A 20,296-nucleotide genomic window follows, 5' to 3' on the forward strand; every position below is an offset into this window, starting at 1 on the left:
AAAAGAGACACAGCTTTGGTTAGAAAAGCAATAATTTTTTTACCTTAACTAGAGGAATTTTGGATTAAAATATAGGGGAATATTCACTTGACAAATACAATTAATGGTGATAAGCATATAGTTATAGAATATTTTAATATAAACAAAATTAAGAGTGTTACTTATGAATGTCCTTTAGATGATTATAGCAACTATAGGTTAACTTTGTTTTTTGAAGAAAAGGTAGAAGAAATTACACTTAACAGTAAAGAGGATACAAATGAGCATTGGAAATATAAATTTGATGAAGTAATATGCAGCATTGCAAAATACTTTTGCACAAATAAATAATCATAGATACTGAGTTTAAAGGAAGTGTGTTTCATGGATAGATATGAACGAATACTCGGAGGGCTTTTTGGGGTTGCTTGCGGTGATGCTCTGGGTGGAACACTTGAGTTTATGTCAAAGTATGAAATTGAAAGGAAATATGGATATTTAAAAGATATTATCGGTGGTGGCTGTTGGGATTTAGAACCTGGGGAAGTAACGGATGATACAATGATGACTATTGCTGTGGCAGAAGGCATCCTGGACAACCCAGAGAATCCTGTCGAAGATATCGGAAAACACTTTATTAAATGGTATGATAGTAAACCAAAGGATATCGGCAATATTATCCGAATTGCACTTGGTGAGTATAAGCGAAGCAGTGACTGGATGAAAACAGCCTACTACGCCCATCAGGCAACAGGTGGTATGAGTGCTGGAAATGGTTCACTTATGCGATGCTTACCAGTTGCATTATATTATAGTGATGTTAAAAAAATGCTTGAGATAACTGCCTCCCAAAGTGTTCTTACCCATTATGACCAGAAAGCAACGGATGCCTGCCAGTTTTACAACCTGTTAGTTTACCAATTTCTCAATGGTAAACCTAAAGTGCCTTGTATAAGAGAGTACATAGAAAAGTATCCAGAATATAAGCAGGTATTTCAGTTATCAAAAGACCAACTGAAGCCAACGGGATATGTGTTTGATACCTTGATATGTGCATTATGGTGCTTTATTAACACTTCTACCTTTGAGGATGCTGTATGTGAAGCAGCCAACCTTGGAGGAGATGCGGACACTATAGCCGCAATTACCGGCGGAATGGCTGGCGTGTACTATGGCTATAACGCTATCCCTGACAGGTGGAAGGAAAAGATATTGGTAAAAGAGCAGTTGATTTCTATTGCAAAGAGGATAATAGGAAAGTATAGGAATCAAGGGTAATTCAAGGTGATTTTAAGGAGAGAATTTGCATGAATAGGTGTGAATGGTGTGGTAAAAACTCCAGTGGTTATGGCATGGTAGTTCTAACTATAAAAGAAGATGAGCCGTCTCAGTCTATATGTGAAGACTGCTACAATAGATACATGGCAGATATACTTGGAGTTGAAGATTATAAAGATTATGAAAAAGAAGCAACTTTTACAGACTGCGATGGAATAGAACACTGCTTTCAAATAAGAAAGAAAATTCACCCAACAGGTATTTGCTGGGAGGCGGTAGAGTTTACAGGGGTAGATAAAATAGGATATTCCTTTGAGGTACATCAGGATTTTGAAGAAGATTCAAATTATGCCTTAAAAAGGCTTTATAAAAAGATAAGAAAAGGATTATCACAAAAGTTCATAAAAAGAGAAGTATTTCAAGGACATGAACTTATCTCTTTTAAAGGTAATATAGTAGAAGGGCGTATTGAATGGGATGATAGATATGATGATAGAACACCCAAATTTATCATAGACGGTCAGGAATACAGCCTAGAAGAATTTGGTAGAATGATGATGTCTTGTGAAGGATGGAACTTTAAGTTAGAGATTATAGAACCTACAGAGTAGATATGATATTCGACTTGAGGAAAGAAAATGATTACATCTTTTGAACCAATTATTGATAAAAACTGCAAAATACTAGTCTTAGGGACTATGCCGAGCGTAAAGTCTCTTGAAAAACAACAATATTATGGTAATAAGCAAAATCAGTTCTGGAAGATAATATACAGTCTTTTTAATAAAGACGTTGAAGAAAATTATGAAAATAGGAAGATATTCTTATTGAACCACCACATTGCTATTTGGGATGTGTTGAAAAGTTGTGATAGAGAAGGGAGCAGTGATTCCAAAATAATTAACCCTGTTCCTAATGATTTTAAAACTTTTTTCAATCAGTATCCTGATATAAAAGCAGTATTTTTTAATGGAAGTAAAGCAGAGGAATTATTTATAAAACTGGTAATAGGAAAAATGTGTCTTAAAGAAGGTTTATTATTTTATAGACTGCCGTCTACCAGCCCAGCAAAAGCCACACGATTCAAAGATGAGTTAGACCAGTGGAAGGTTATTTTACCGTATTTAGGACTTATTGATAATAGCCAGTAAGCATTTATAATAATAGAACCTTGGTCTTGAATCAAGTTCATAAGGAATAAGATTTAAGGAGTAAAGGGTAAAAGGGGATACAAGGCAATATTTAATCAAAAATATATATTGTGCTTACTAATAGTATAACGTAAAATATAAGTATACAGATTGAGAGCATATTCTCTTACACAGCCAGCAGATGCTGGAATAAGTTAAGAGAGTATGCTTTTTGCGTTTTAAATAGTTATTGGGGAGGTATGAAATGCTTACTATTGCTGATTTTTCAAGGAAGATAATTTATGATTTAAATAAAACGTTTCCTAAAGCCAGTTTACAGGGGAAGTATGTTGTTGTAGAGTCCGACCCAAACAGTGTGTCTATACCTGTTAGTAGTATTTATAGGGAATATCAGGAAATTAAGGATTATGGAAAAACTTTAACATCATATATTAGAATTATTAGTGACATTTTGAACCAATATAAATTCAAAATTGACTATACCAATGTTTACCCGATGCTAAAGAGTAGGATGTTTGGGAAAGGAGAAAAAGATTTAGATTTTTATAGAGAGGAAGCCTTTGCCGATTTAGATACACTTTATGTTACAGATGCAGGAGAAGTTTTTAGATTTGTATTAAAAACCGATGATGTGAATTTTGATATGGTGAAAAAAGCAGCATGGGAAAATTTAAATAAAATGAGAAATCCCTTAGTTAAATTAGACAAGGTGCTGGAAATATATACTTTGAAATTTACAACAGATTATAACTCGACCCTGTTGTTAAGTACTGCACTACAGAATCAGATATGCAAAAAGATAGGGCGGGATTATCTCTTTGCAATTCCTTCTGCTACTACGTTAATAGTGGCTAAATTACGCCATGAATATATAAGAATTATAGAATCATTGATTATGATAGATAATGAACCAAATAAGGTTTCAGATAAGGTTTATAGGTGTAAAAATGGGATATTTGATATTATAGATGAAGGATATTGAAGGGTAATAGTAATATAGGGAAAAGGAGATTGACAATATGAATAAGGTTATAATTGAATGTGATGAACTTATTGATAAATATGAATTAAACACGGATAGTATCCTGAATCAGTTGCAGTCTATGAAAATAGATAAAGGTACAGAGAGTTTTATTACTGCGCACAACGATGACTTCAGGTATACTTTGATTGGAGAAATTAAAGGGAACCAGGTAGTTTTAACTAATGTTGAAAAGGCTATTGCTTTTGAAGAGATGGATAATACGGATTTATATGAATTTATAAAAAAGGGATAAGGTTTATAGAGAAATTAGGATAAAGGAATAAGGCTTTGAGGGATATAGTTATATATCCTGCAAAGCCTTGATTATTTAGCAGCATTTTGGCACTTCAGTTTTTACTTTTTCTATAAAAGTTATTATTGTAGAGATGTTGTTAAGTAACAGTTTGTATTCATGGAGTTCTATTTTTTGCTGAATTTGACTTAGATACTGTTCAACTGCTTCGATGTAAGGAAAGGATAATGAATAATAGGTAGCAGGGTTAAGGAAACAAGTGACTAATGCAGTGATTGCTTCACTTAACTTCCTTGCATCCTTATTCCCTAATTCCTTCCCCACAACCTGCTTCAGGTAATTCAGTTCCAGTCTAAAAACTTCTAAGTTTATCATTATAACCACTCCTCGCAAGAGATTTTCGGGTATTATATAGGTGAGTTCATAGAAAATCAAAAAATCAGTGCAAAAATTTTATTTAACGAATTAAGTATAACTTTATACAAAGGTAATAAAATATTACATAAATGCATAAAATATTGACACAAAACCAATATTGGTGTAATATAATATTACAAAAAGGAGGGATTAAAGATGTCAAAGGATATTCCTATTGGATTTAAAATAAAGGCTATTAGAGAAGCAAGGGGATTAAGCCAGATTGAGGCAGTAGAAAGACTTGTTGAAAAGGGAATTAACATGAGCAGGGAAACATTGAGCAAAATAGAAAACGGCAACAGGACTGTATCGGCTGTGGAGTTAAATGCTTTATGCAAGGTTTTAAATATAGATATAAACATTCTTTTTGAAGATGAAGAAGACGATGACTTAGTTACGCTATTCAGGAAGAAAAATTTTTCAGAAAAAACGATTGAGGAAGTTGAGAAACTCCAGGATATGATAAAGATGTTCATTTACCAAAAGAAAATATACGATGGAGAGTTTAAACCACAAAAGAGAAAGCCACTGTGGGAGGAGTGTTAAGATTGCAAAAGAATAATTTGAATCTCCCAGAAGAATCCTTCAGACTGCAAATCAAAGATTTGGCAGAAGAAGTAAGAATAAAATTTGCGAGAAAAGGGCTTTCTGATATATTTGATATTCTATCAGAGGCTGCATTTTTAATAAGAAAGCCATTGGAGACTGATGAGTTATCAGGGTTTACTACCTACTTTGAGGAACAGTTTATTGTCTATTTGAACAGCAATTTTACTTTGGGACATGAGCGCTATACTGGTGCTCATGAACTATACCATCTTATTTATAATGCTAACATCCTGAAAAAAGAAAAAATACTTTTGGATGACCAAAAGCATAAAGAGGAAGATGCGAAAGCGGATGTATTTGCTTCCGAATTTTTAATGCCTGAGGACTATGTGAAAGAAGTATTTTATAAAATTGTCAATGTAGATAAAGACAGTATTTTACCAAGGCATATCATTAGAATGCACAATTATTTTAAAGTTAGTTATAAGGCTATGTTAAAAAGGCTTATCCAACTTGATTTATGCTCTATTAACAAATATGAGGAACTTGTAGATATCTGCTCACTGGAAAACATGGAGCAACTCCAATCTCTAACCAAACGGGAAGGCTATAGCATTGAACTGATAATTCCATCAAAAGAAACGTATGTACCTACAGAATATATAGAATTTGTAAAGAGTAATTACGAAAGAGGGAATATTTCATATAAGAACATGAAAAATAGTCTTGAATTTATAGGACTGACTCCAGAGCAATTCGGATATGAGTATTCCCTAGAAGAGGATTATTAGAATGAGGTATGTAGGAGCCATTTCTGATGCAGATATTTTAATTAATTTAGCCAGAGTTAACAGATTGGATGTTTTAGAACTTTTATTTGAGGAAATCATCATTCCACAATTTGTGTATGATATTGAAATAAAGAAAAATGCGAGAAAGTGTTATGGTGTAATTAATCAAGCCATTCATAAAGATGGGAGCATATTTAAGGTAGTAGATAGGAAGAAAGATGTATCTGTAAATATACTTGCAAGAAGTATTATTGAAGATAAGAAAAAGGTAATCGGGCTAGGAGAAAGTGAATGTGCAGGATATGCTCAGGCGTTGAGAATTCCAATAATAATATCAGATAATTACACTGAATTTAAGTGGTTAGATGAATTCATTACCCTGACACACAATAATATTTTGGCTTTATGTGTGTATTTTGGCGAGATTACAAAAAGTGAGGCAGAAGATATTTTTAATCAATTAATGATAATTTAACTCGACCGACTGGGGATACCTTTGAAGACCAATATGGAAAGGCCTTTATAAGATTTGAGAGAAATGGTTGGGAAAAATATTTGGGCATATAGGGGAAGGTGTATATAATAAGGGATATGGGTTAAAGGAATTATGTCGGATGAAAATGGTAATTGTTACAATATAATAGTTTTCTTCTGTATATTCGCTACAATAGCATTAGTGACACAGACGGATAGCATATTCTCTTTATACGGGCGGGTTTATTCTAGCATTATTAAAGGAGAATGAATTTTATTACTTAACATATAAAAAACATCTTAAACTAAACTTATTAAACTATGCAATAATAATGGCTTACTAACGGAGACTAGGGAATTTCAGAGCTCTCTTTTTCGACAGCTTAATGAAGAAAGTTCCGGTCCCTAAATTCATTAAACCAGTTGAGACCCTTAATATTTTTGGTGTAAGGGCAGACTATATGCAGCAATTTAAAGAGTCTTTGGAAGAAGAAGGTTTGCCAAATAACGAAGGTAAAGGGGAAATTACCTTGCCTGTTATTAGAAATATAAAAGGTGAAATTACTAGCGAATTTAAAACACTTAAGGTAAAAAGCAATTTAGATTTTAAGAAAAATGGTCCTAAACCAATATTAGGCTTTCCCGAAGGGTTAATGGAAAAAAGACCAATAGTCGTGGATTAGTATCCTAAATTGCAATTAATAAAAAGTGGGAACAGGGAGAAAGCCAAAGAAGAAACTTACAAGAATACAGCAAAACTATCTGAAAAGCATATTGTGCAATGGTTTATCATATTTGCAAATCAAACTGGAAACTCCTTTATGAAGAACAGGAATTTAATATTTCATTCGGAAGGATTTATTATAAAATGAAACGACTTTTTTCACTAATTTTAATATTTACTCTTGCAATTGCATTAATTGCTTGTTCAAACAAGACAGATTCTCATAAACTTTTAACAAAAGAAGGAATTATGCCTTACAAATTATCAGAAAGCGAGAAATATATCCTACAATCTTTTGGTATGGAAGATAGTTCGCAAATTATTTCTTTTTTGGCACCAAAAGAAGCAATAACTTTAAATGTAAATGTTTATATACTAGACGATAATGAAAATTGGAGCAGTATTGGTGGCGGGGCTATTTCAATAGGCATAGATAGAGAGCCCATTAAGCAACTTGGAAGGGGCAGACCCTACATTTGTTGAACGTATGTCTTACGGGGATATAATCGTAGCTGGAACGAATTTTGGATGTGGCTCAAGTCGTGAACATGCAGTAATAGCATTGATAATTAAGGCGTAAGTTGCAAGTTTAAAGGATAATATATTTATTGACAGAAAAACAAATTAGCACTATTATATGAGTATAATCGAATATAGTCATATAGGTGGTGATAAGTTGGATTTCATAGAAATATTTAAGGCATTAGGAGATGAAAATAGGATTAGAATATTAAATCTGTTAATGAGAGAAGAACTGTGTGTATGTGAAATAGAAACGATGCTGGGAATGACTCAGTCCAACGCTTCAAGACATTTAAACAAATTAAAAAATGCAGGTATTATAACTAGTGATAAGAAATCGCAATGGGTTTATTATGGAATAAATAACGAATTTATTAAGGAAAATAATTTACTGTATGAATTTCTTAAAAACAAGATAAACGAAAATGTACAATGCCTAAAAGATGCTGAAAGGCTTAAAAAATATAAAAGCAGCGGCTTTACTTGTGAGCAATTAAGAGAAGATAAAAAGCAAGTTCTAAAGTTTCTTCGATAGCAGCTTTTTTCTTGAACATAGTATTTAGCGACAGACTACCTTGCGGATGCAGTAGCCATTTCACTTTTTGGATTGGATTCTGGAGTTGATCTTGCAACAGTTGTAGGTGTAATAGTTGAAGTTCCTGTCATGCCCGCACTTGTTAGAATAGCCAACAACACAAGATACTGGTTTAGATAAACTGGTGAAAGGGGAATATAAAACACATGAAAAAGAAAGTGGCATTTGTATGTGTGCACAATTCCTGTCGTTCTCAGATGGCGGAAGGTTTGGCAAAGAAATTGGGAAGTGATGTATTGGAAGCATATTCGGCGGGAACAGAAAATTATCCTGAAGTAAAACCGCTGGCAGTACAAGTAATGGAGGAAGAAGGGGTAGATATGGGCGGATATTATCCAAAATTATTAAGTGATATTCCAAAGGAAGTAGATATTTTAATAACTATGGGTTGTAACGTAGCGTGCCCTTATGTACCATGCAGGTACAGAGAAGATTGGGGTATTGAGGACCCATCAGGCGGACCAATAGAGGATTACAGAAAAACAAGGAATATTGTTAAAGAAAAAGTAATGCATTTGATACAGAGGGTAAAAAGCAAACAAATTTAATGAATATAAAAAAGATGTTAGCGGAGAGAAAAATCCGTGCACTTTTTCTTTTAAGTCTTAAAGAGGAAGTGTGCAAGACGATGCTGGAGGAGATAAAAGATAGTATAGACGATTATTTGAAACTTAAAAGAGATATTAAAAAGTGTACGAATGTTGAAGGCTATCTTGTAGTTGTGGAAAACAGGGGGAATTATATGAATATACTAACAATGTTATTTGGCTGGTTAAATGACCAACTATTAAAAATGAAATGGCTTTCAGAACTTACAAGGCTTCTTGTGGAGAAAGTATTTGACTTGTCGATTAATGATAGAATAGGTGGAAGTATTCACTTTTTTATCTATGATACTATTAAAATTTTTATTTTATTATCGGTATTAATTTTTATTATATCTTATATCCAAAGTTATTTTCCACCAGAAAGGACTAAAAAAGTACTCAGTGGAATAAAGGGTATAAAAGGAAACATATTGGGGGCACTGCTTGGAACTATTACACCATTTTGTAGTTGTTCAAGTATACCGATTTTTATAGGATTTACTTCGGCTGGATTACCTTTAGGCGTAACTTTCTCTTTCCTGATTTCTTCACCAATGGTAGATTTAGCATCATTAATGCTTTTAATGTCATTTTTCGGTGCCAAAGTTGCTATAGCCTATGTGGCTGTAGGCCTTATTCTTGCTGTTGTAGGAGGTACTTTAATTGAAAAGTTGGGACTTGAAAAATATGTAGAGGGATATGTTAGAGAGATAGAGAATGTAGATACTGATTTTATAGAAATGAGTCATGATGAGAGAATTTCTTATTCAAAAGAACAAGTTAAGGATATTATCCATAAGGTATGGTTATATGTATTAATTGGGGTAGGCATAGGAGCAACAATCCATAATTGGATTCCTCAATCAGTAATAGAGAATGTGATTGGGGAAAATAATCCATTTGCAGTTTTAATGGCTACAGCAGTTGGTATTCCGATGTATGCTGATATATTTGGTACACTACCAATAGCAGAGGCTTTATTTACAAAAGGAGTAGGAATAGGGACAATATTATCCTTTATGATGGCAGTAACTGCCTTGTCACTTCCTTCCATGATAATGCTTAGTAAAGTAGTAAAACCTAAACTTCTATCAATCTTTGTATCCATTGTATCAGTAGGAATTATAATTATTGGATATCTATTCAATGCTTTTTCGTATATTTTTATATAAATAAATTGAATTAATCAATTGAGGAGGATAACTATGGTAATTAAAGTTCTAGGTTTAGGATGTGCAAATTGCAAAAAATTAGAGGCTAATGTTAAAGAGGCTGTTAAAGAAATGGGAATTGAAGCCACAATTGAAAAAGTGCAAGATTTTAAGGACATTGCAGCATATGGGGTGATGAGAACACCTGCTTTGGTGGTAGATGAACAGGTTAAAATTGCAGGAAAAGTTCCAACAGTGGAAGAAATAAAGAAGTATTTATGAGGAATCCTAGTAGGAATCCGACCTAATATTTAATTGTTATTTAACTCAGCTTTAGTTTTCTTATCTGTTTTAAAAAATGATTGAATTGGATTGCTCGGATGGCTAAAGTATGATAATCTGAGCGAGAAAGGGATAAAGTTCTATAAATTATTTGGGGTGAGAGGGCTTTAGAGTGAGAGGGGTTACATAACCATGAAAAGAGGCATAAAGTTGTACAATATGATTTTTCCTGTCTGGCTGTTACTGTTTTTCCCACCGGTAATACTTATAACATTATTTGGCAACTACATTATAGATTCGTTGGTAGTAACAGCCTGCTTTTTTGTGTATAAGTTAGCAAATTTAGGATTTAACCTGAAAATATTTTATAAAGAGTGCATACTAAAAGTCTGGCTATATGGATTTCTAGCGGATTTTATAGGTGCTACAATATTATTTTTGCTTGGAATATGTGGGGATAGGTTTGGCTTACCCTATGAATTAGTATCTGCAATATGCTATGATCCATTTAGCCATCCTTTAGCAGTTGTAATAACAGTAAGTTCTATAGTAGCATCGGCTGCATTGATTTTTTTATTTAACTATAGATTGATTTTTAGAAATCAAATTCAGGAACACACGTTAAGACGTAAGATTGCACTGTCCATTGCTGTTTTTACGGCACCATGGACATTCTTAATACCTACAAAGTGGTTTTATTAATAAAACGAGTAATTAATAAGAGGTATTATCAAAAGGAAACCGCATCATCAAGCTGCAGAGAAATTCAAAAGGTTATTATCCGGGGGTTAGGGAGTCGGCAGCCCTTCTAGCGGTTACCATTAAATTCAATTACTTTAATTGTAATAGTTTCTCCCAGCCATCGATCTTTAATGCCATCAAAGGTTGAGTATCAGCAAAGTTAATAAGGTTATTTTAGGAAACATGGTTTATTAGGGTTAAATAGAGTCCTGTAGGCCATGTTTTTTATTAGAATTTAAAAGTGATATGACTTAAAACTGGATATTTTCTCAGATACCGGTGAAAAATTTTTAAGTGCGGTTATGAAACTGTTTAGCCCGCAATGATAGTTTTTCCTATTTGGCAAAGGATACCAGTGCTGCAATAAAATCATCATATGTTTTTACATCCAGTATGGTTTTCAGCTTTTTCTCTTCGGAAATCACCTCGGTAATGAAATCAAAAATATCTTTTAAAAACAGACTGTCTCGGATATTAATAGCAAGCATAAAAATTATATTAACCTTGTTATTATTCCACATAATGGCGTTCGGGTGGATGGACACAGCTATAGCGGAGTTTCGCGCGCACATTTCCAGCGGATGAGGCATGGCTATGTTCATATATGCGCTGGAACTGACTCGCTCCCGCTCAAATAACTTTTCTTTAAAAGAGCTGTCAACAATGCCCTGTTTTTCAAGTACATCGGCCATAACATTTATGGCGTCATTTTGGTCACTAAAGCTTTCGTCTACAAAAAACAGTTCTTCCTTAAACATTACTTCCAGCTTAGACTTCACCTTTGCTTTTATCCTATCCTTAAGTACCTCTTCTATTTTTTTGGAAACGGATAATATGTCCTTATTGGTGAGGTAAGCAGATATTTGCACGTAGGGTTTGCCGGGATATACTTCAAATGGGATAGTTGTAATAATTAAGTCGTAATCGGAATAAGCCTCAAGTTCATGCTGCGTAGAAACTATCTCGGTTATCAGTAGGTTATCTTCAAAGATCGAACTAAGTCTATTCGCTATATCCACCGATTTATTTAAGTATTGAGGATTTACTAATATTGCTCTAACATCATGCTTTATTGCCTTCCTTTCTTCAATTAAAACCCCCAGGTGAAGTGCAATATATGATATCTCATCTTCGGTTAACACATAACCTTCCTCTTGTGTGATGATATTAGCGATAAATACAGAAACATCGTAGATAAATGGGTATGAGTTCTTAATGTCCAATACCTGCGGATTACGTAGAACGATATTATGTTTAAGCCGGATAAGCAGGTTCTTTATATGCAGTGCGAACCTCACTGTGAAATCCTGGCGTATTATTGTTATATTATAAGTTTCTTTGGTACGGGTTTGTATCAAGGAAACTAGCCGAATAATATCCTCTCCGACAAATTCGCTCAACTGATCCATGTTGATATCATTTATGGAGTTAGAAATTGCTCGAGTCATTATAAGTAGGGCAAAGTCATAAATCTCACCATCGACAAACTCCATGCCAAACTGCTTTTCTATATGTTCGGTAATATCCATTACTATCTCTTGAATATGCGCGTTGACTAAGCTTTTCCAGCTGTCGGTGCCGGTGACTTCCTTACCAGTTTTTCTTATTAGCTTCCTTTCCATGGTTATGGCTATTTGCAGTACCAAATTAAGCAATGAGAAGTCGTCCATAAAATAATGATGTTCACGCAGCTTATCCGACACTATTTGTTTTACGATAGTCAGATCGAAATGGGGTAAGTAACTTTGCATAAGATTTATGCTTAGGAACGAGTCTTTAGAATCCTCGTAAATAAGCTTACTTATCAGCTTTTTTTTGGTTGTTTCCTGTCCGTCAATAAAGACCAGATTGTCTTTTGTCTTTATAGTAAGCTCATAGTCGGCAAGCTCCTTTTTCAGTTTTTGCAGCTCATTTGTTAAGGTTGCCGGAGAAATGAACAATTCATTTGCAAGGTTGTCAAGGTCATACCTGTCAGTTTCCAGCAGCAGCTTCTGCAAAATGAACTTTTTTCGATCTATTACGGTTTGTGGGGAATAGAGTACTTTTTTTGCCGAGCTTATAACATTTGCCAACTGCTTTTTATCCCTTACAATATAACCGTTGCGGGAGGATTCGATCAGATTTGGAAATTCAGAGTTAATGCTGCTAATATAGCTTTTGATGGTTCTGACCGAAATATCCAGAAATGCAGACATAGAAAAAGACGTAACCCAGCTGTCCTGAGTACTTAGAAATTTTAGTATAGTAAGTTCCTTGCTCGTCATACCAATGCACCCTCTTCAATCGAAACATCTTATAGGTACAACCTCTATAATACAGTATATGCTATTACTGTAGGATAGTAAATATTTGAACTCGCACTTGACAAGTGCAATACCTGGTATACAAATTAAACAAAGCCTGTTCTATAATAAAAATAAATTATGCAACCTATCTACCGGTTGAAAAACTTTTGCAATAAGAACGGAGGCACGCAATGGATGCTATTCAGGAATGCATGGAGATGATTTCGTATGGAGGTGATGCGAAAAGTCTTGCATTATTAGCTATCAAGCAGTCGCGGGAAGGCAAGTCCGAGGAAGCGGCAGTTACTATGAAAAAAGCTGAGGAGTCACTGACCAAAAGCCATCAGGCGCACACTAACCTGCTAAGCTACGACGCCAAAAACCAGGATCTACAGGTTACCATTTTTATGGTACATGCTGCGGACCATCTGAATGCCGCGGAGACGATTTTTGTTCTTGCCAAGGAACTGATTTTGTTACACAAGGAGGTTAAACATGTATAAAATTGCATTGGTTTGCCAGCATGGCGCAAGTACCGGCTTGTGCGTGCGCAAAATGATAGAAGCTGCGGAAAAGCTTGGTATTGAAAGTAGTATTGCAGCGTATTCGGATTCCCAGATGGACAACCTTATTGAAGAAATGGATTGCATCCTGCTAGGACCACAGCTTATGTTCAAGAAAGAACAATTCAAGAACGAATACCCGAAATATGCGGGGAAAATCGCCGTTATAAATACCATAGACTTTGGTATGATGAACGGTGAAAAGATACTAAAGGACGCAATTGCCTTAATTGAATCATTAAAATAATAGAAAAGAGGTATTTTATGGAAAAGTTTATTGGCACGCTGCAAAAAAAGCTGATGCCTATCGCAAATAAACTGTCTAACAACAAGTTTATGAATTCTCTGGGGCAAACATTTCAACTGCTACTACCCATTATAATCATTGGTTCGTTTGCATGCCTGGGCGCGTTTTTAGATATTCCATTTTGGCAAAGTTTTGTCACATCTACCGGGCTGCAGCTTATCCTTATGACTATACAGTCGCTGACACTCAGCATCATAGCGCTTTATGTTGTTATAGTGCTGCCATTTCAGTATGCACAAAAGCTTAAAATTAACGCAATATCAGCATCAGTTATTTCGTTGATGGCATTTTTGCTACTTACTCCCCACGAACTGTATACTGCAATTCCAACCGAATGGCTCGGATACTCGGGTTTGTTCAGTGCTATAATAGTAGGCGGGTTGGTGCCCCAGCTTATCAAATTCTTGCTTGATAAAAAGATTTATATACACATGCCTAAAGGGGTGCCTCCCATCGTGGAAGACTCCTTTGCTTCGCTGGTTCCTGCTGTGTTTGTTTTAATTATTGCTGTTGTTATTTCGCAAATGCTGATGCTTACCAGTTTCGAAAACTTTCACAATGTCATCTATACTGTTATACAGGCTCCGCTTCAGGGATTTGGTCTGTCGCTGCCGGCTTATCTTGTAATGCAGATTTTGTGTACTCTGCTGATGTTTTGCGGTATACATGGCAACACAGTTTTTGCCACATTTACTCCGCTCACCATGGCAGCCAGCGCCGAAAACTTGGCTGCACTGGCCGCGGGGCAGCCTCTGCCCAATATCATTACTAGTTCCTTTTCTGTGCTATGTCAGCCGGGCGGTATTGGTGGTACATTCGGCTTAGCAATTTTACTCTTGTTCTTTTCTAAATCAAAACGACTTAAAACACTGGGTAAAATGTCTATTGTACCAGCAATATTCGGCATAAACGAGCCGTTGATTTTTGGTATTCCAATTTTGCTAAACCCGCTATTGTTCATCCCTTATGTACTCTGCCCAATAGTATGCACAACCTTAAGCTATGTTTCTATTGCTATCGGTATCGTTCCAAGATTATCCGGTGTTGAGGTCAACTGGACAATGCCTCAGATTGTTTCCGGATTCCTTGCGCAGGGCTGGCAGGCTGCTGTGCTGCAAGTGGTGCTGATTGCGGTTACTACCCTGATATGGTTTCCGTTCTTCAAGATGGTGGATAAACAGATATCCTTCGAGGAGAGTGAATCGGATACTAAGGACGATAAGGCTACCAAATAAGTGCATAGCTGAAAACAAGTAAAAAAGAATAGTTTATAACTATTCTTTTTTATCTAAAATTTTTAAGTGAGGAGAAACGATATGCAATTTCCAAACTTGTATAGCCCTATAAAAATAAACAATATGGTTTCAAGGAATAGAATAGTGGCCGCTCCTACAGGTGATGTATTTGAAGAAAAAGCTCTTGGAGGTGCCGGAATAGTTATATGCGGACATACCATTGTAGAGCCGGGAAGGTCCAGTTTTGCCAGCGGAAACGAGCCCTATTTATTCCACAAATATTCGGTGGAGGAAGCTCAATCAAGGATACGCAAATGTCACCAGTCAGGTGCTAAGGCGTCACTGGAACTTTTTCACGCAGGCCAGTACGCTCGAGTGATAGACTATGCGGTGGGACCTGTAGGTTTCATTCGAGAAGATGGTGTGGAAGTGAAGGCCATGACTCCCGAAATGATGGAGCATGTAGCCAATTGTTATGCACAGGCCGCAAAGGACGCACGCGACTTGGGTTTCGACATGGTATTCATGCACTTTGGACACGGTTGGCTGCCACCACAATTTTTATCGCCATTATTTAATAAGCGCACCGATGAATATGGCGGTTCGTTTGAAAACCGTGCAAGGTTCCCTAAAATGATACTTGAAAAGGTAAGGCAGGCGGTTGGGCCGAATTATCCTGTGGATATGCGTATCAGCTCGGTGGAATGGGTGGAGGGCTCTATTGAGTTCGAGGATACGCTTAAGTTCATCAAACTGGTGGAACCTCTGATAGACACCGTGCAGATTTCTTGCGGGCTTGACATAAACCATGAGGGCAATGTGCATATGGTTACTACTAATTTTAAAGAGCATATGCCAAATGTAAAATATGCGCGGATTGTAAAGCAGAATGTAAGCATTCCGGTTTCGGTTGTAGGTGCAGTGATGAATCCTTACGAGGCGGAAGAGCTTATAGCATCCGGTGCGGTAGATTTGGTTGCATTTGGTAGAAGCTTTATAGCCGATCCCGACTGGCCCGATAAAGCAAAGGACGGTAAAACGGACGACATAGTGCCGTGTATTCGCTGCCTTCAATGCTATCATATTTCTACAAACAGAAAAAACGTCGGCTGTTCGGTGAATCCGAGGTTTACAAATGAATCATTTGTAATAAAAAACCTAGAAAAGGCCGAAACCGTAAAAAATATTGTTGTTGTCGGTGGCGGCCCGGCAGGTATTATGGCTGCACTTACTGCAGCCAAACGAGGGCACAAGGTAACTCTATTTGAAAAAAACGACCGCCTTGGCGGGGCGTTATGCCATATCGTGAAGCAGCATTATAAACAAGATATCAGGTTGTATCTTGACTATCTTCTCAGGCAGGTGGAAAAGCATAATATCGATATAAGACTGAACATAGCTGCAACCCCGGAGATGGTAAAAAGCATGTGCCCTGATGCCATTTTTATAGCAGTAGGTTCTATTCCTGCTAAACCGCCTATAAAAGGTATTGACGGAATAAATGTTACTGATTTTTATGAGGCCATAGACAACCAGGACTGTATCGGACAAGATGTAGTGATAATAGGCGGTGGGACAATAGGTGCAGAAATAGGGCTGGAGCTGGCAGAACTGAAGCATAAAAAAGTAACTATAGTAGAGCCTACGGGCGAACTTGCCGCACAGGGCAATATGCTGTATAAGATAGCGCTAAGGCAAAAAATGGATGCAGTGAGCACACTTAAGCGAATGCTAGAAACCACGTGCAAAGAGATAACAAAGGATGGTGTTATCGTTGTTCCCAAGAACGGTGAGGAGAAGTTTTTAAAAGCTGATACCGTAATAATTTCTACTGGGGTGACTGCTAATAGGACGGTAGCCGAAAGTTTTTACGGTATTACGCCGGATACCTTTACAATTGGAGACTGCGAGAAACCCCGAAAAATAATGGAAGCCGTTTTCGAAGGGTATACTATCGCGTCGCGTATATAGGAGGTATTAGATACTATGAATCATTTGCCGGATAACTTTTTATGGGGCGGGGCAGTTTCCGCAAACCAGTGCGAGGGTGCCTATGACGTCGGCGGTAAAGGTTTGAGTATTGCAGATATTGCTACCGCAGGTGGCCTAGGGGTCAAACGGGAATATACAGATGGGGTAATTAAGGGAAAGTATTACCCTAGCCATCAGGCAATAGATTTCTTCCACAGGTACAAGGAAGATATTGCACTGTTTGCCGAAATGGGGCTTAAATGTTTCCGCACCTCGATAAACTGGACAAGGATTTTTCCATTAGGAGACGAGGCGATGCCTAACGAGGCAGGACTGAGATTTTACGATGATTTATTTGATGAATGTTTGAAATATGGTATAGAACCTGTTGTGACCATTTCCCACTATGAAACTCCGTTTGCGCTGGTAAAAAAATACGGCTCATGGCGAAGCCGAAATATGATAGACTTGTTCTTGCACTTTTGTGAGGCAATCTTTAACAGATACAAAGAAAAAGTAAAGTATTGGATGACATTTAACGAAATCAATGTTATCACCTTAAACCCGATAATGGCAGCGGGTATAAAGATAAAAGAGGGTGAAGATTTCGACAGAGTTATTTATCAGGCGGCACATCATCAGCTGGTTGCCAGTGCAAAGGCTGTTCAGTTGGGGCACCAAATAAACCCCGGTTTTAAGATAGGCATGATGATGCTGTATCCTACGTTCTACGCAGAAACATGCAATCCGGAAGACCAACTTATAGCAATGCAATCAATAGACAAGCACTACTATTTTTCCGATGTGCAGGTGCGCGGATGCTATTCGCCCAAGGCTATAAGATATCTCGCAAATAAGGGAATTACCTTACAAACTAACCCGGAAGATGATAAGGCACTGGAGGAAGGCATAGTAGACTATATAGGTTTTAGCTACTATAATAGCAATGTGGCTACCACGCGTCCTGATGCAGCATTTACTGGCGGAAATATGTTAAATGCGGTGAAAAATCCGTACCTTGAAGAAAGCGCCTGGGGATGGTCTATCGATCCTATTGGACTGCGCATAGCACTTAATAACTTATATGAGAGGTATCAAATACCACTGTTCGTTGTGGAAAATGGACTTGGTGCGGTAGATACAGTTGAAGAGGACGGCAGCATACACGATGATTATCGCATAGACTATCTACGGCAACACGTAAAAGCCATAAAAGCCGCCGTTATTGAAGACGGAGTAGAATGTATAGGCTATACGCCGTGGAGCTGCATAGACCTAGTAAGTGCCTCTACCGGAGAGATGAAAAAGCGCTATGGGTTTATTTATGTAGACAAAGATGATGACGGAAAGGGCAGCCTTGCACGGAGCCGCAAAGATTCGTTTTTCTGGTATAAAAAATGTATAGAAACGAACGGTGAGGAAATCTAAAAAGGTCTGCGCCATTGTGCCTTGGCAGGCAGGTCAAAGTATTTTTAAACATGACTTTAATGGGAGAATACATCCCACTGAGCAAAAGCTATTCGATTTTCCACACTGGAAAAACTGTGTGAAGTGTTGGACTGCCAACCGGGTGATATTTCAGAATACTCAAAAGAAGAAAAATAAAAGGCTGTATTTCTTAATGATTCTGCTTTTTCAGTTCTTCATAAAGTTCTTTTACGGATTTGTTATATATTGGGTGCAAAAAAGAGGGAGATATTTCGCATATAGGACCTAAGACAAAAGAGCGGTTATGGGCATCGGGGTGGGGGATTTTAAGATTGTCTTCATCAACTATAATATTTTCATAGAAGATAATATCAAGATCTATATTTCTCGGTCCCCAGTGGATTTTTCGCACCCTTCCCATCTCTTGCTCAATAGCAAGCAGCTCTTTTAAAACTTCTTGAGGAGAAAGATTTGTATCTGCAATACATGCCCCGTTTAAAAAAGTGTCTTGGTCTTCATAACCATATGGTTCTGTCTCTATTATGGTTGAAACCTTTATTATATTAAGTCCGCGAGCCTTCATTTTCTCCAAAGCCGTTTTAATGTTTTGTTCTTTATTTCCCATATTACTTCCAAACGCTACTATCACCTGCGGCACTTTATCGCCTCCACCATTTCAATAATCCTGACGTTTTCCTTTACATCGTGCACTCGCACCATATCCACATCTTGATAGGCACAAAGTGCGGTAATGGCAAGCGTGCCTTCCAGCCTATCGTTGGCAGATTTTAAATCAAGAGCCTTACCGATAAAAGACTTTCTTGATGCGGCAATAAGTAAAGGCCTGTGAAGACTTTGAAGCTCACGAACTCTGTCCATTATCTCCATGTTATCTTTATAGGTTTTTCCAAAGCCTAGGCCCGGGTCGAGAATTATATTGTTTTCATCCATGTTGAAACTTATTGCATAGTTAATCTTATCGATAAAATACTGTGCAATTTCTTTTATAAGGTCATCATATGTAGGATTTTCTTGCATATTTTTAGGGGTGCCTTTTATGTGCATAAGGATATATGGTGCATTGCTTTTAGCTGCTACCTCTACCAGTTTTTGGTCAAAACTAAATCCGCTTACGTCATTTATTATATCAGCGCCGGCCTCTAAAGCTTTTTCGGCTACATTGGCCCTATAGGTATCTACGGAAATCATTATATCTTGGCAGTTTTCCCTGATAGCTTTTATAGCCATAACAACCCTTTTTGCCTCATCTTCCTCGCTGATGGGGTCGGAGCCGGGTCTAGTTGACATTCCGCCTATATCGACAACATCTGCACCCGATTGTATCATATCCTGGGAAGTATCTAATATTTCTTGTATACTCTGCTTTCGAGAACCAGAGTAAAATGAATCAGAAGTGACATTTATTATGCCCATAACACGAGTCTTGTCAAAGCTTAAAGTTCTGCCCCAAGGAGATTTTATAGAATTTGTCTTTTCGGCTGAAAAAAATTCTTTTAGCTCACCGCAAACATTATTTAGTTTGAAATAAGGCATCTTTTGAAGTTTTTCCATCAAGATACTATAGTGCTTCTTAGTGCCGAGAAGGATTACATCTGACGTTTCTACATTGCAATCTACTGCATTTTTGTGAACTGCGGCATCACCGCCTGATGAAAGCATTTCTTGCTTTATGATATTTGCTCCGGGTGCAGGTACATCAAAGAGTTTCAGAGGAATTATCCGGGACTTATCTTTAAAAATATTAAAAGATGCGGGATGTGCATTGACTTTTTTCATTTCATTTTCTAGATATTCTTGAGATATTTCTAATATCATATCAAAATTATCTCCCTTCAACTTAATGCTTTTTCAACCCAAGCAAAGGCTTCGTGGTTGTGAATGCTTTCATGGCTTTCTACTTCTACTCTGTAGCATTTGAGCCCTTCTTCTTTTTCCAGCAAAAGAGCTGCATCTCTTGCCACATCCTCC

General features: G+C 36.8%; 26 protein-coding genes and 3 pseudogenes. 24 read left to right on the plus strand and 5 right to left on the minus strand.

Annotated elements, in window-relative coordinates; all coding sequences use genetic code 11:
• Positions 1–87 precede the first annotated feature (87 nt).
• From BUC45_RS07760 to BUC45_RS07785, 6 genes are all read left to right on the plus strand, one after another.
• Entirely contained in the window at positions 88–330 is a 243-nt protein-coding gene (locus BUC45_RS07760; protein WP_296971414.1) for a DUF3908 family protein, read from the plus strand.
• Positions 331–363: 33 nt separating this feature from the next.
• The gene (locus BUC45_RS07765; RefSeq protein WP_296971415.1) at positions 364–1,257 is read left to right on the plus strand and encodes an ADP-ribosylglycohydrolase family protein; all 894 of its coding nucleotides are present in this window, start codon (positions 364–366) and stop codon (positions 1,255–1,257) included.
• Positions 1,258–1,286: 29 nt separating this feature from the next.
• Positions 1,287–1,868: a hypothetical protein gene (locus BUC45_RS07770; RefSeq protein WP_213818984.1), complete on the plus strand. Its 582-nt coding sequence runs from the start codon at positions 1,287–1,289 to the stop codon at positions 1,866–1,868.
• Between the two features lie 27 nt (positions 1,869–1,895).
• Complete coding sequence (locus BUC45_RS07775; protein WP_296971418.1) at positions 1,896–2,408, plus strand: DNA-deoxyinosine glycosylase; 513 nt, start codon at positions 1,896–1,898, stop codon at positions 2,406–2,408.
• Between the two features lie 244 nt (positions 2,409–2,652).
• On the plus strand, positions 2,653–3,390 hold the full coding sequence (locus BUC45_RS07780; protein ID WP_296971420.1) for a DUF1444 family protein: 738 nt from the start codon (positions 2,653–2,655) through the stop codon (positions 3,388–3,390).
• 37 nt (positions 3,391–3,427) lie between these two features.
• Positions 3,428–3,685 carry a hypothetical protein gene (locus BUC45_RS07785; RefSeq protein ID WP_296971423.1) on the plus strand — a complete coding sequence of 86 codons (258 nt, stop codon included), beginning with the start codon at positions 3,428–3,430 and terminating at the stop codon, positions 3,683–3,685.
• Between the two features lie 75 nt (positions 3,686–3,760).
• Here BUC45_RS07785 and BUC45_RS07790 read toward each other — a convergent pair whose 3' ends face one another.
• Positions 3,761–4,060, minus strand: a complete 300-nt coding sequence (locus tag BUC45_RS07790) for a hypothetical protein (RefSeq protein WP_073026817.1) — start codon at positions 4,058–4,060, stop codon at positions 3,761–3,763.
• Between the two features lie 198 nt (positions 4,061–4,258).
• Between BUC45_RS07790 and BUC45_RS07795 the strand changes: the two genes are divergently transcribed.
• From BUC45_RS07795 to BUC45_RS07850, 12 genes and pseudogenes are all read left to right on the plus strand, one after another.
• The gene (locus tag BUC45_RS07795; RefSeq protein ID WP_296971425.1) at positions 4,259–4,648 is read left to right on the plus strand and encodes a helix-turn-helix transcriptional regulator; all 390 of its coding nucleotides are present in this window, start codon (positions 4,259–4,261) and stop codon (positions 4,646–4,648) included.
• Positions 4,642–5,442 (plus strand): ImmA/IrrE family metallo-endopeptidase, encoded by an 801-nt coding sequence (locus BUC45_RS07800; protein WP_366749962.1) that lies wholly within the window; start codon positions 4,642–4,644, stop codon positions 5,440–5,442. The genes BUC45_RS07795 and BUC45_RS07800 overlap by 7 nt, the downstream gene beginning before the upstream one ends.
• 1 nt (position 5,443) lies before the next feature.
• Positions 5,444–5,917, plus strand: a complete 474-nt coding sequence (locus BUC45_RS07805; RefSeq protein ID WP_296971429.1) for a hypothetical protein — start codon at positions 5,444–5,446, stop codon at positions 5,915–5,917.
• A 385-nt stretch (positions 5,918–6,302) separates the two neighbouring features.
• Complete coding sequence (locus tag BUC45_RS07810) at positions 6,303–6,599, plus strand: hypothetical protein (protein ID WP_296971431.1); 297 nt, start codon at positions 6,303–6,305, stop codon at positions 6,597–6,599.
• A gap of 185 nt (positions 6,600–6,784) precedes the next feature.
• Positions 6,785–7,123, plus strand: coding sequence for a hypothetical protein (locus BUC45_RS07815; protein ID WP_296971432.1), 339 nt, complete (start codon positions 6,785–6,787; stop codon positions 7,121–7,123).
• Positions 7,095–7,205, plus strand: a pseudogene (locus BUC45_RS07820) (3-isopropylmalate dehydratase small subunit); the annotation flags it as partial. The gene BUC45_RS07815 and the pseudogene BUC45_RS07820, both read left to right, overlap by 29 nt.
• A 111-nt stretch (positions 7,206–7,316) precedes the next feature.
• Positions 7,317–7,697, plus strand: a complete 381-nt coding sequence (locus tag BUC45_RS07825; protein WP_273701872.1) for a metalloregulator ArsR/SmtB family transcription factor — start codon at positions 7,317–7,319, stop codon at positions 7,695–7,697.
• Between the two features lie 39 nt (positions 7,698–7,736).
• Positions 7,737–7,877 (plus strand): annotated as a pseudogene (locus BUC45_RS12010) (arsenical-resistance protein); the annotation flags it as partial.
• Between the two features lie 26 nt (positions 7,878–7,903).
• Positions 7,904–8,305 (plus strand): arsenate reductase ArsC, encoded by a 402-nt coding sequence (locus BUC45_RS07835; RefSeq protein WP_213975422.1) that lies wholly within the window; start codon positions 7,904–7,906, stop codon positions 8,303–8,305.
• 194 nt (positions 8,306–8,499) lie between these two features.
• Positions 8,500–9,516, plus strand: coding sequence for a permease (locus BUC45_RS07840; RefSeq protein WP_213975423.1), 1,017 nt, complete (start codon positions 8,500–8,502; stop codon positions 9,514–9,516).
• A 33-nt stretch (positions 9,517–9,549) separates the two neighbouring features.
• Positions 9,550–9,777, plus strand: a complete 228-nt coding sequence (locus BUC45_RS07845) for a thioredoxin family protein (protein ID WP_213975424.1) — start codon at positions 9,550–9,552, stop codon at positions 9,775–9,777.
• Positions 9,778–9,969: 192 nt separating this feature from the next.
• Positions 9,970–10,479, plus strand: a complete 510-nt coding sequence (locus BUC45_RS07850) for a hypothetical protein (protein WP_213975425.1) — start codon at positions 9,970–9,972, stop codon at positions 10,477–10,479.
• 374 nt (positions 10,480–10,853) lie between these two features.
• Here BUC45_RS07850 and BUC45_RS07855 read toward each other — a convergent pair whose 3' ends face one another.
• A complete protein-coding gene (locus tag BUC45_RS07855) occupies positions 10,854–12,782 on the minus strand; it encodes a PTS sugar transporter subunit IIA (protein WP_296971437.1) in 1,929 nt (642 codons plus the stop codon).
• 212 nt (positions 12,783–12,994) lie between these two features.
• Between BUC45_RS07855 and BUC45_RS07860 the strand changes: the two genes are divergently transcribed.
• The 6 genes and pseudogenes from BUC45_RS07860 to BUC45_RS07885 all read left to right on the plus strand — a co-directional run.
• Positions 12,995–13,306 carry a PTS lactose/cellobiose transporter subunit IIA gene (locus tag BUC45_RS07860; RefSeq protein WP_013779301.1) on the plus strand — a complete coding sequence of 104 codons (312 nt, stop codon included), beginning with the start codon at positions 12,995–12,997 and terminating at the stop codon, positions 13,304–13,306.
• On the plus strand, positions 13,299–13,613 hold the full coding sequence (locus tag BUC45_RS07865) for a PTS sugar transporter subunit IIB (protein WP_296971438.1): 315 nt from the start codon (positions 13,299–13,301) through the stop codon (positions 13,611–13,613). Before BUC45_RS07860 ends, BUC45_RS07865 begins: the two co-directional genes overlap by 8 nt.
• Positions 13,614–13,666: 53 nt before the next feature.
• Positions 13,667–14,908 carry a PTS transporter subunit EIIC gene (locus BUC45_RS07870; RefSeq protein ID WP_296971446.1) on the plus strand — a complete coding sequence of 414 codons (1,242 nt, stop codon included), beginning with the start codon at positions 13,667–13,669 and terminating at the stop codon, positions 14,906–14,908.
• A gap of 81 nt (positions 14,909–14,989) precedes the next feature.
• Positions 14,990–16,879: an FAD-dependent oxidoreductase gene (locus BUC45_RS07875; RefSeq protein WP_296971440.1), complete on the plus strand. Its 1,890-nt coding sequence runs from the start codon at positions 14,990–14,992 to the stop codon at positions 16,877–16,879.
• A gap of 15 nt (positions 16,880–16,894) precedes the next feature.
• Positions 16,895–18,307 (plus strand): 6-phospho-beta-glucosidase, encoded by a 1,413-nt coding sequence (locus BUC45_RS07880; RefSeq protein WP_296971441.1) that lies wholly within the window; start codon positions 16,895–16,897, stop codon positions 18,305–18,307.
• Between the two features lie 81 nt (positions 18,308–18,388).
• Positions 18,389–18,484 (plus strand): annotated as a pseudogene (locus BUC45_RS07885) (helix-turn-helix domain-containing protein); the annotation flags it as partial.
• 13 nt (positions 18,485–18,497) lie between these two features.
• Here BUC45_RS07885 and folK read toward each other — a convergent pair.
• The 3 genes from folK to BUC45_RS07900 all read right to left on the minus strand — a co-directional run.
• Complete coding sequence (gene folK, locus BUC45_RS07890; protein ID WP_296971443.1) at positions 18,498–18,965, minus strand: 2-amino-4-hydroxy-6-hydroxymethyldihydropteridine diphosphokinase; 468 nt, start codon at positions 18,963–18,965, stop codon at positions 18,498–18,500.
• On the minus strand, positions 18,953–20,143 hold the full coding sequence (gene folP, locus BUC45_RS07895; protein ID WP_296971445.1) for a dihydropteroate synthase: 1,191 nt from the start codon (positions 20,141–20,143) through the stop codon (positions 18,953–18,955). The genes folK and folP overlap by 13 nt, the downstream gene beginning before the upstream one ends.
• Before the next feature lie 17 nt (positions 20,144–20,160).
• A partial coding sequence (locus BUC45_RS07900) for a GTP cyclohydrolase, FolE2/MptA family (protein ID WP_353682116.1) occupies positions 20,161–20,296 on the minus strand: 136 nt, incomplete at its 5' end.

The sequence above is a fragment of the Tepidanaerobacter sp. EBM-38 genome (genome assembly GCA_001896545.1).
Taxonomy (GTDB): Bacteria; Bacillota; Thermosediminibacteria; order Thermosediminibacterales; family Tepidanaerobacteraceae; genus Tepidanaerobacter.

What these genes read in the sequence shown, in the direction of transcription:
- BUC45_RS07765 (WP_296971415.1), top strand. Translation starts at nt 364, where the DNA reads ATGGATAGATATGAACGAATACTCGGAGGGCTTTTTGGGGTTGCTTGC.
- BUC45_RS07770 (WP_213818984.1), top strand. Translation starts at nt 1,287, where the DNA reads ATGAATAGGTGTGAATGGTGTGGTAAAAACTCCAGTGGTTATGGCATG.
- BUC45_RS07775 (WP_296971418.1), top strand. Translation starts at nt 1,896, where the DNA reads ATGATTACATCTTTTGAACCAATTATTGATAAAAACTGCAAAATACTA.
- BUC45_RS07780 (WP_296971420.1), top strand. Translation starts at nt 2,653, where the DNA reads ATGCTTACTATTGCTGATTTTTCAAGGAAGATAATTTATGATTTAAAT.
- BUC45_RS07785 (WP_296971423.1), top strand. Translation starts at nt 3,428, where the DNA reads ATGAATAAGGTTATAATTGAATGTGATGAACTTATTGATAAATATGAA.
- BUC45_RS07790 (WP_073026817.1), bottom strand. Translation starts at nt 4,060, where the DNA reads ATGATAAACTTAGAAGTTTTTAGACTGGAACTGAATTACCTGAAGCAG.
- BUC45_RS07795 (WP_296971425.1), top strand. Translation starts at nt 4,259, where the DNA reads ATGTCAAAGGATATTCCTATTGGATTTAAAATAAAGGCTATTAGAGAA.
- BUC45_RS07805 (WP_296971429.1), top strand. Translation starts at nt 5,444, where the DNA reads ATGAGGTATGTAGGAGCCATTTCTGATGCAGATATTTTAATTAATTTA.
- BUC45_RS07810 (WP_296971431.1), top strand. Translation starts at nt 6,303, where the DNA reads ATGAAGAAAGTTCCGGTCCCTAAATTCATTAAACCAGTTGAGACCCTT.
- BUC45_RS07815 (WP_296971432.1), top strand. Translation starts at nt 6,785, where the DNA reads ATGAAACGACTTTTTTCACTAATTTTAATATTTACTCTTGCAATTGCA.
- BUC45_RS07835 (WP_213975422.1), top strand. Translation starts at nt 7,904, where the DNA reads ATGAAAAAGAAAGTGGCATTTGTATGTGTGCACAATTCCTGTCGTTCT.
- BUC45_RS07840 (WP_213975423.1), top strand. Translation starts at nt 8,500, where the DNA reads ATGAATATACTAACAATGTTATTTGGCTGGTTAAATGACCAACTATTA.
- BUC45_RS07845 (WP_213975424.1), top strand. Translation starts at nt 9,550, where the DNA reads ATGGTAATTAAAGTTCTAGGTTTAGGATGTGCAAATTGCAAAAAATTA.
- BUC45_RS07850 (WP_213975425.1), top strand. Translation starts at nt 9,970, where the DNA reads ATGAAAAGAGGCATAAAGTTGTACAATATGATTTTTCCTGTCTGGCTG.
- BUC45_RS07855 (WP_296971437.1), bottom strand. Translation starts at nt 12,782, where the DNA reads ATGACGAGCAAGGAACTTACTATACTAAAATTTCTAAGTACTCAGGAC.
- BUC45_RS07860 (WP_013779301.1), top strand. Translation starts at nt 12,995, where the DNA reads ATGGATGCTATTCAGGAATGCATGGAGATGATTTCGTATGGAGGTGAT.
- BUC45_RS07865 (WP_296971438.1), top strand. Translation starts at nt 13,299, where the DNA reads ATGTATAAAATTGCATTGGTTTGCCAGCATGGCGCAAGTACCGGCTTG.
- BUC45_RS07870 (WP_296971446.1), top strand. Translation starts at nt 13,667, where the DNA reads ATGCCTATCGCAAATAAACTGTCTAACAACAAGTTTATGAATTCTCTG.
- BUC45_RS07875 (WP_296971440.1), top strand. Translation starts at nt 14,990, where the DNA reads ATGCAATTTCCAAACTTGTATAGCCCTATAAAAATAAACAATATGGTT.
- BUC45_RS07880 (WP_296971441.1), top strand. Translation starts at nt 16,895, where the DNA reads ATGAATCATTTGCCGGATAACTTTTTATGGGGCGGGGCAGTTTCCGCA.
- folP (WP_296971445.1), bottom strand. Translation starts at nt 20,143, where the DNA reads ATGATATTAGAAATATCTCAAGAATATCTAGAAAATGAAATGAAAAAA.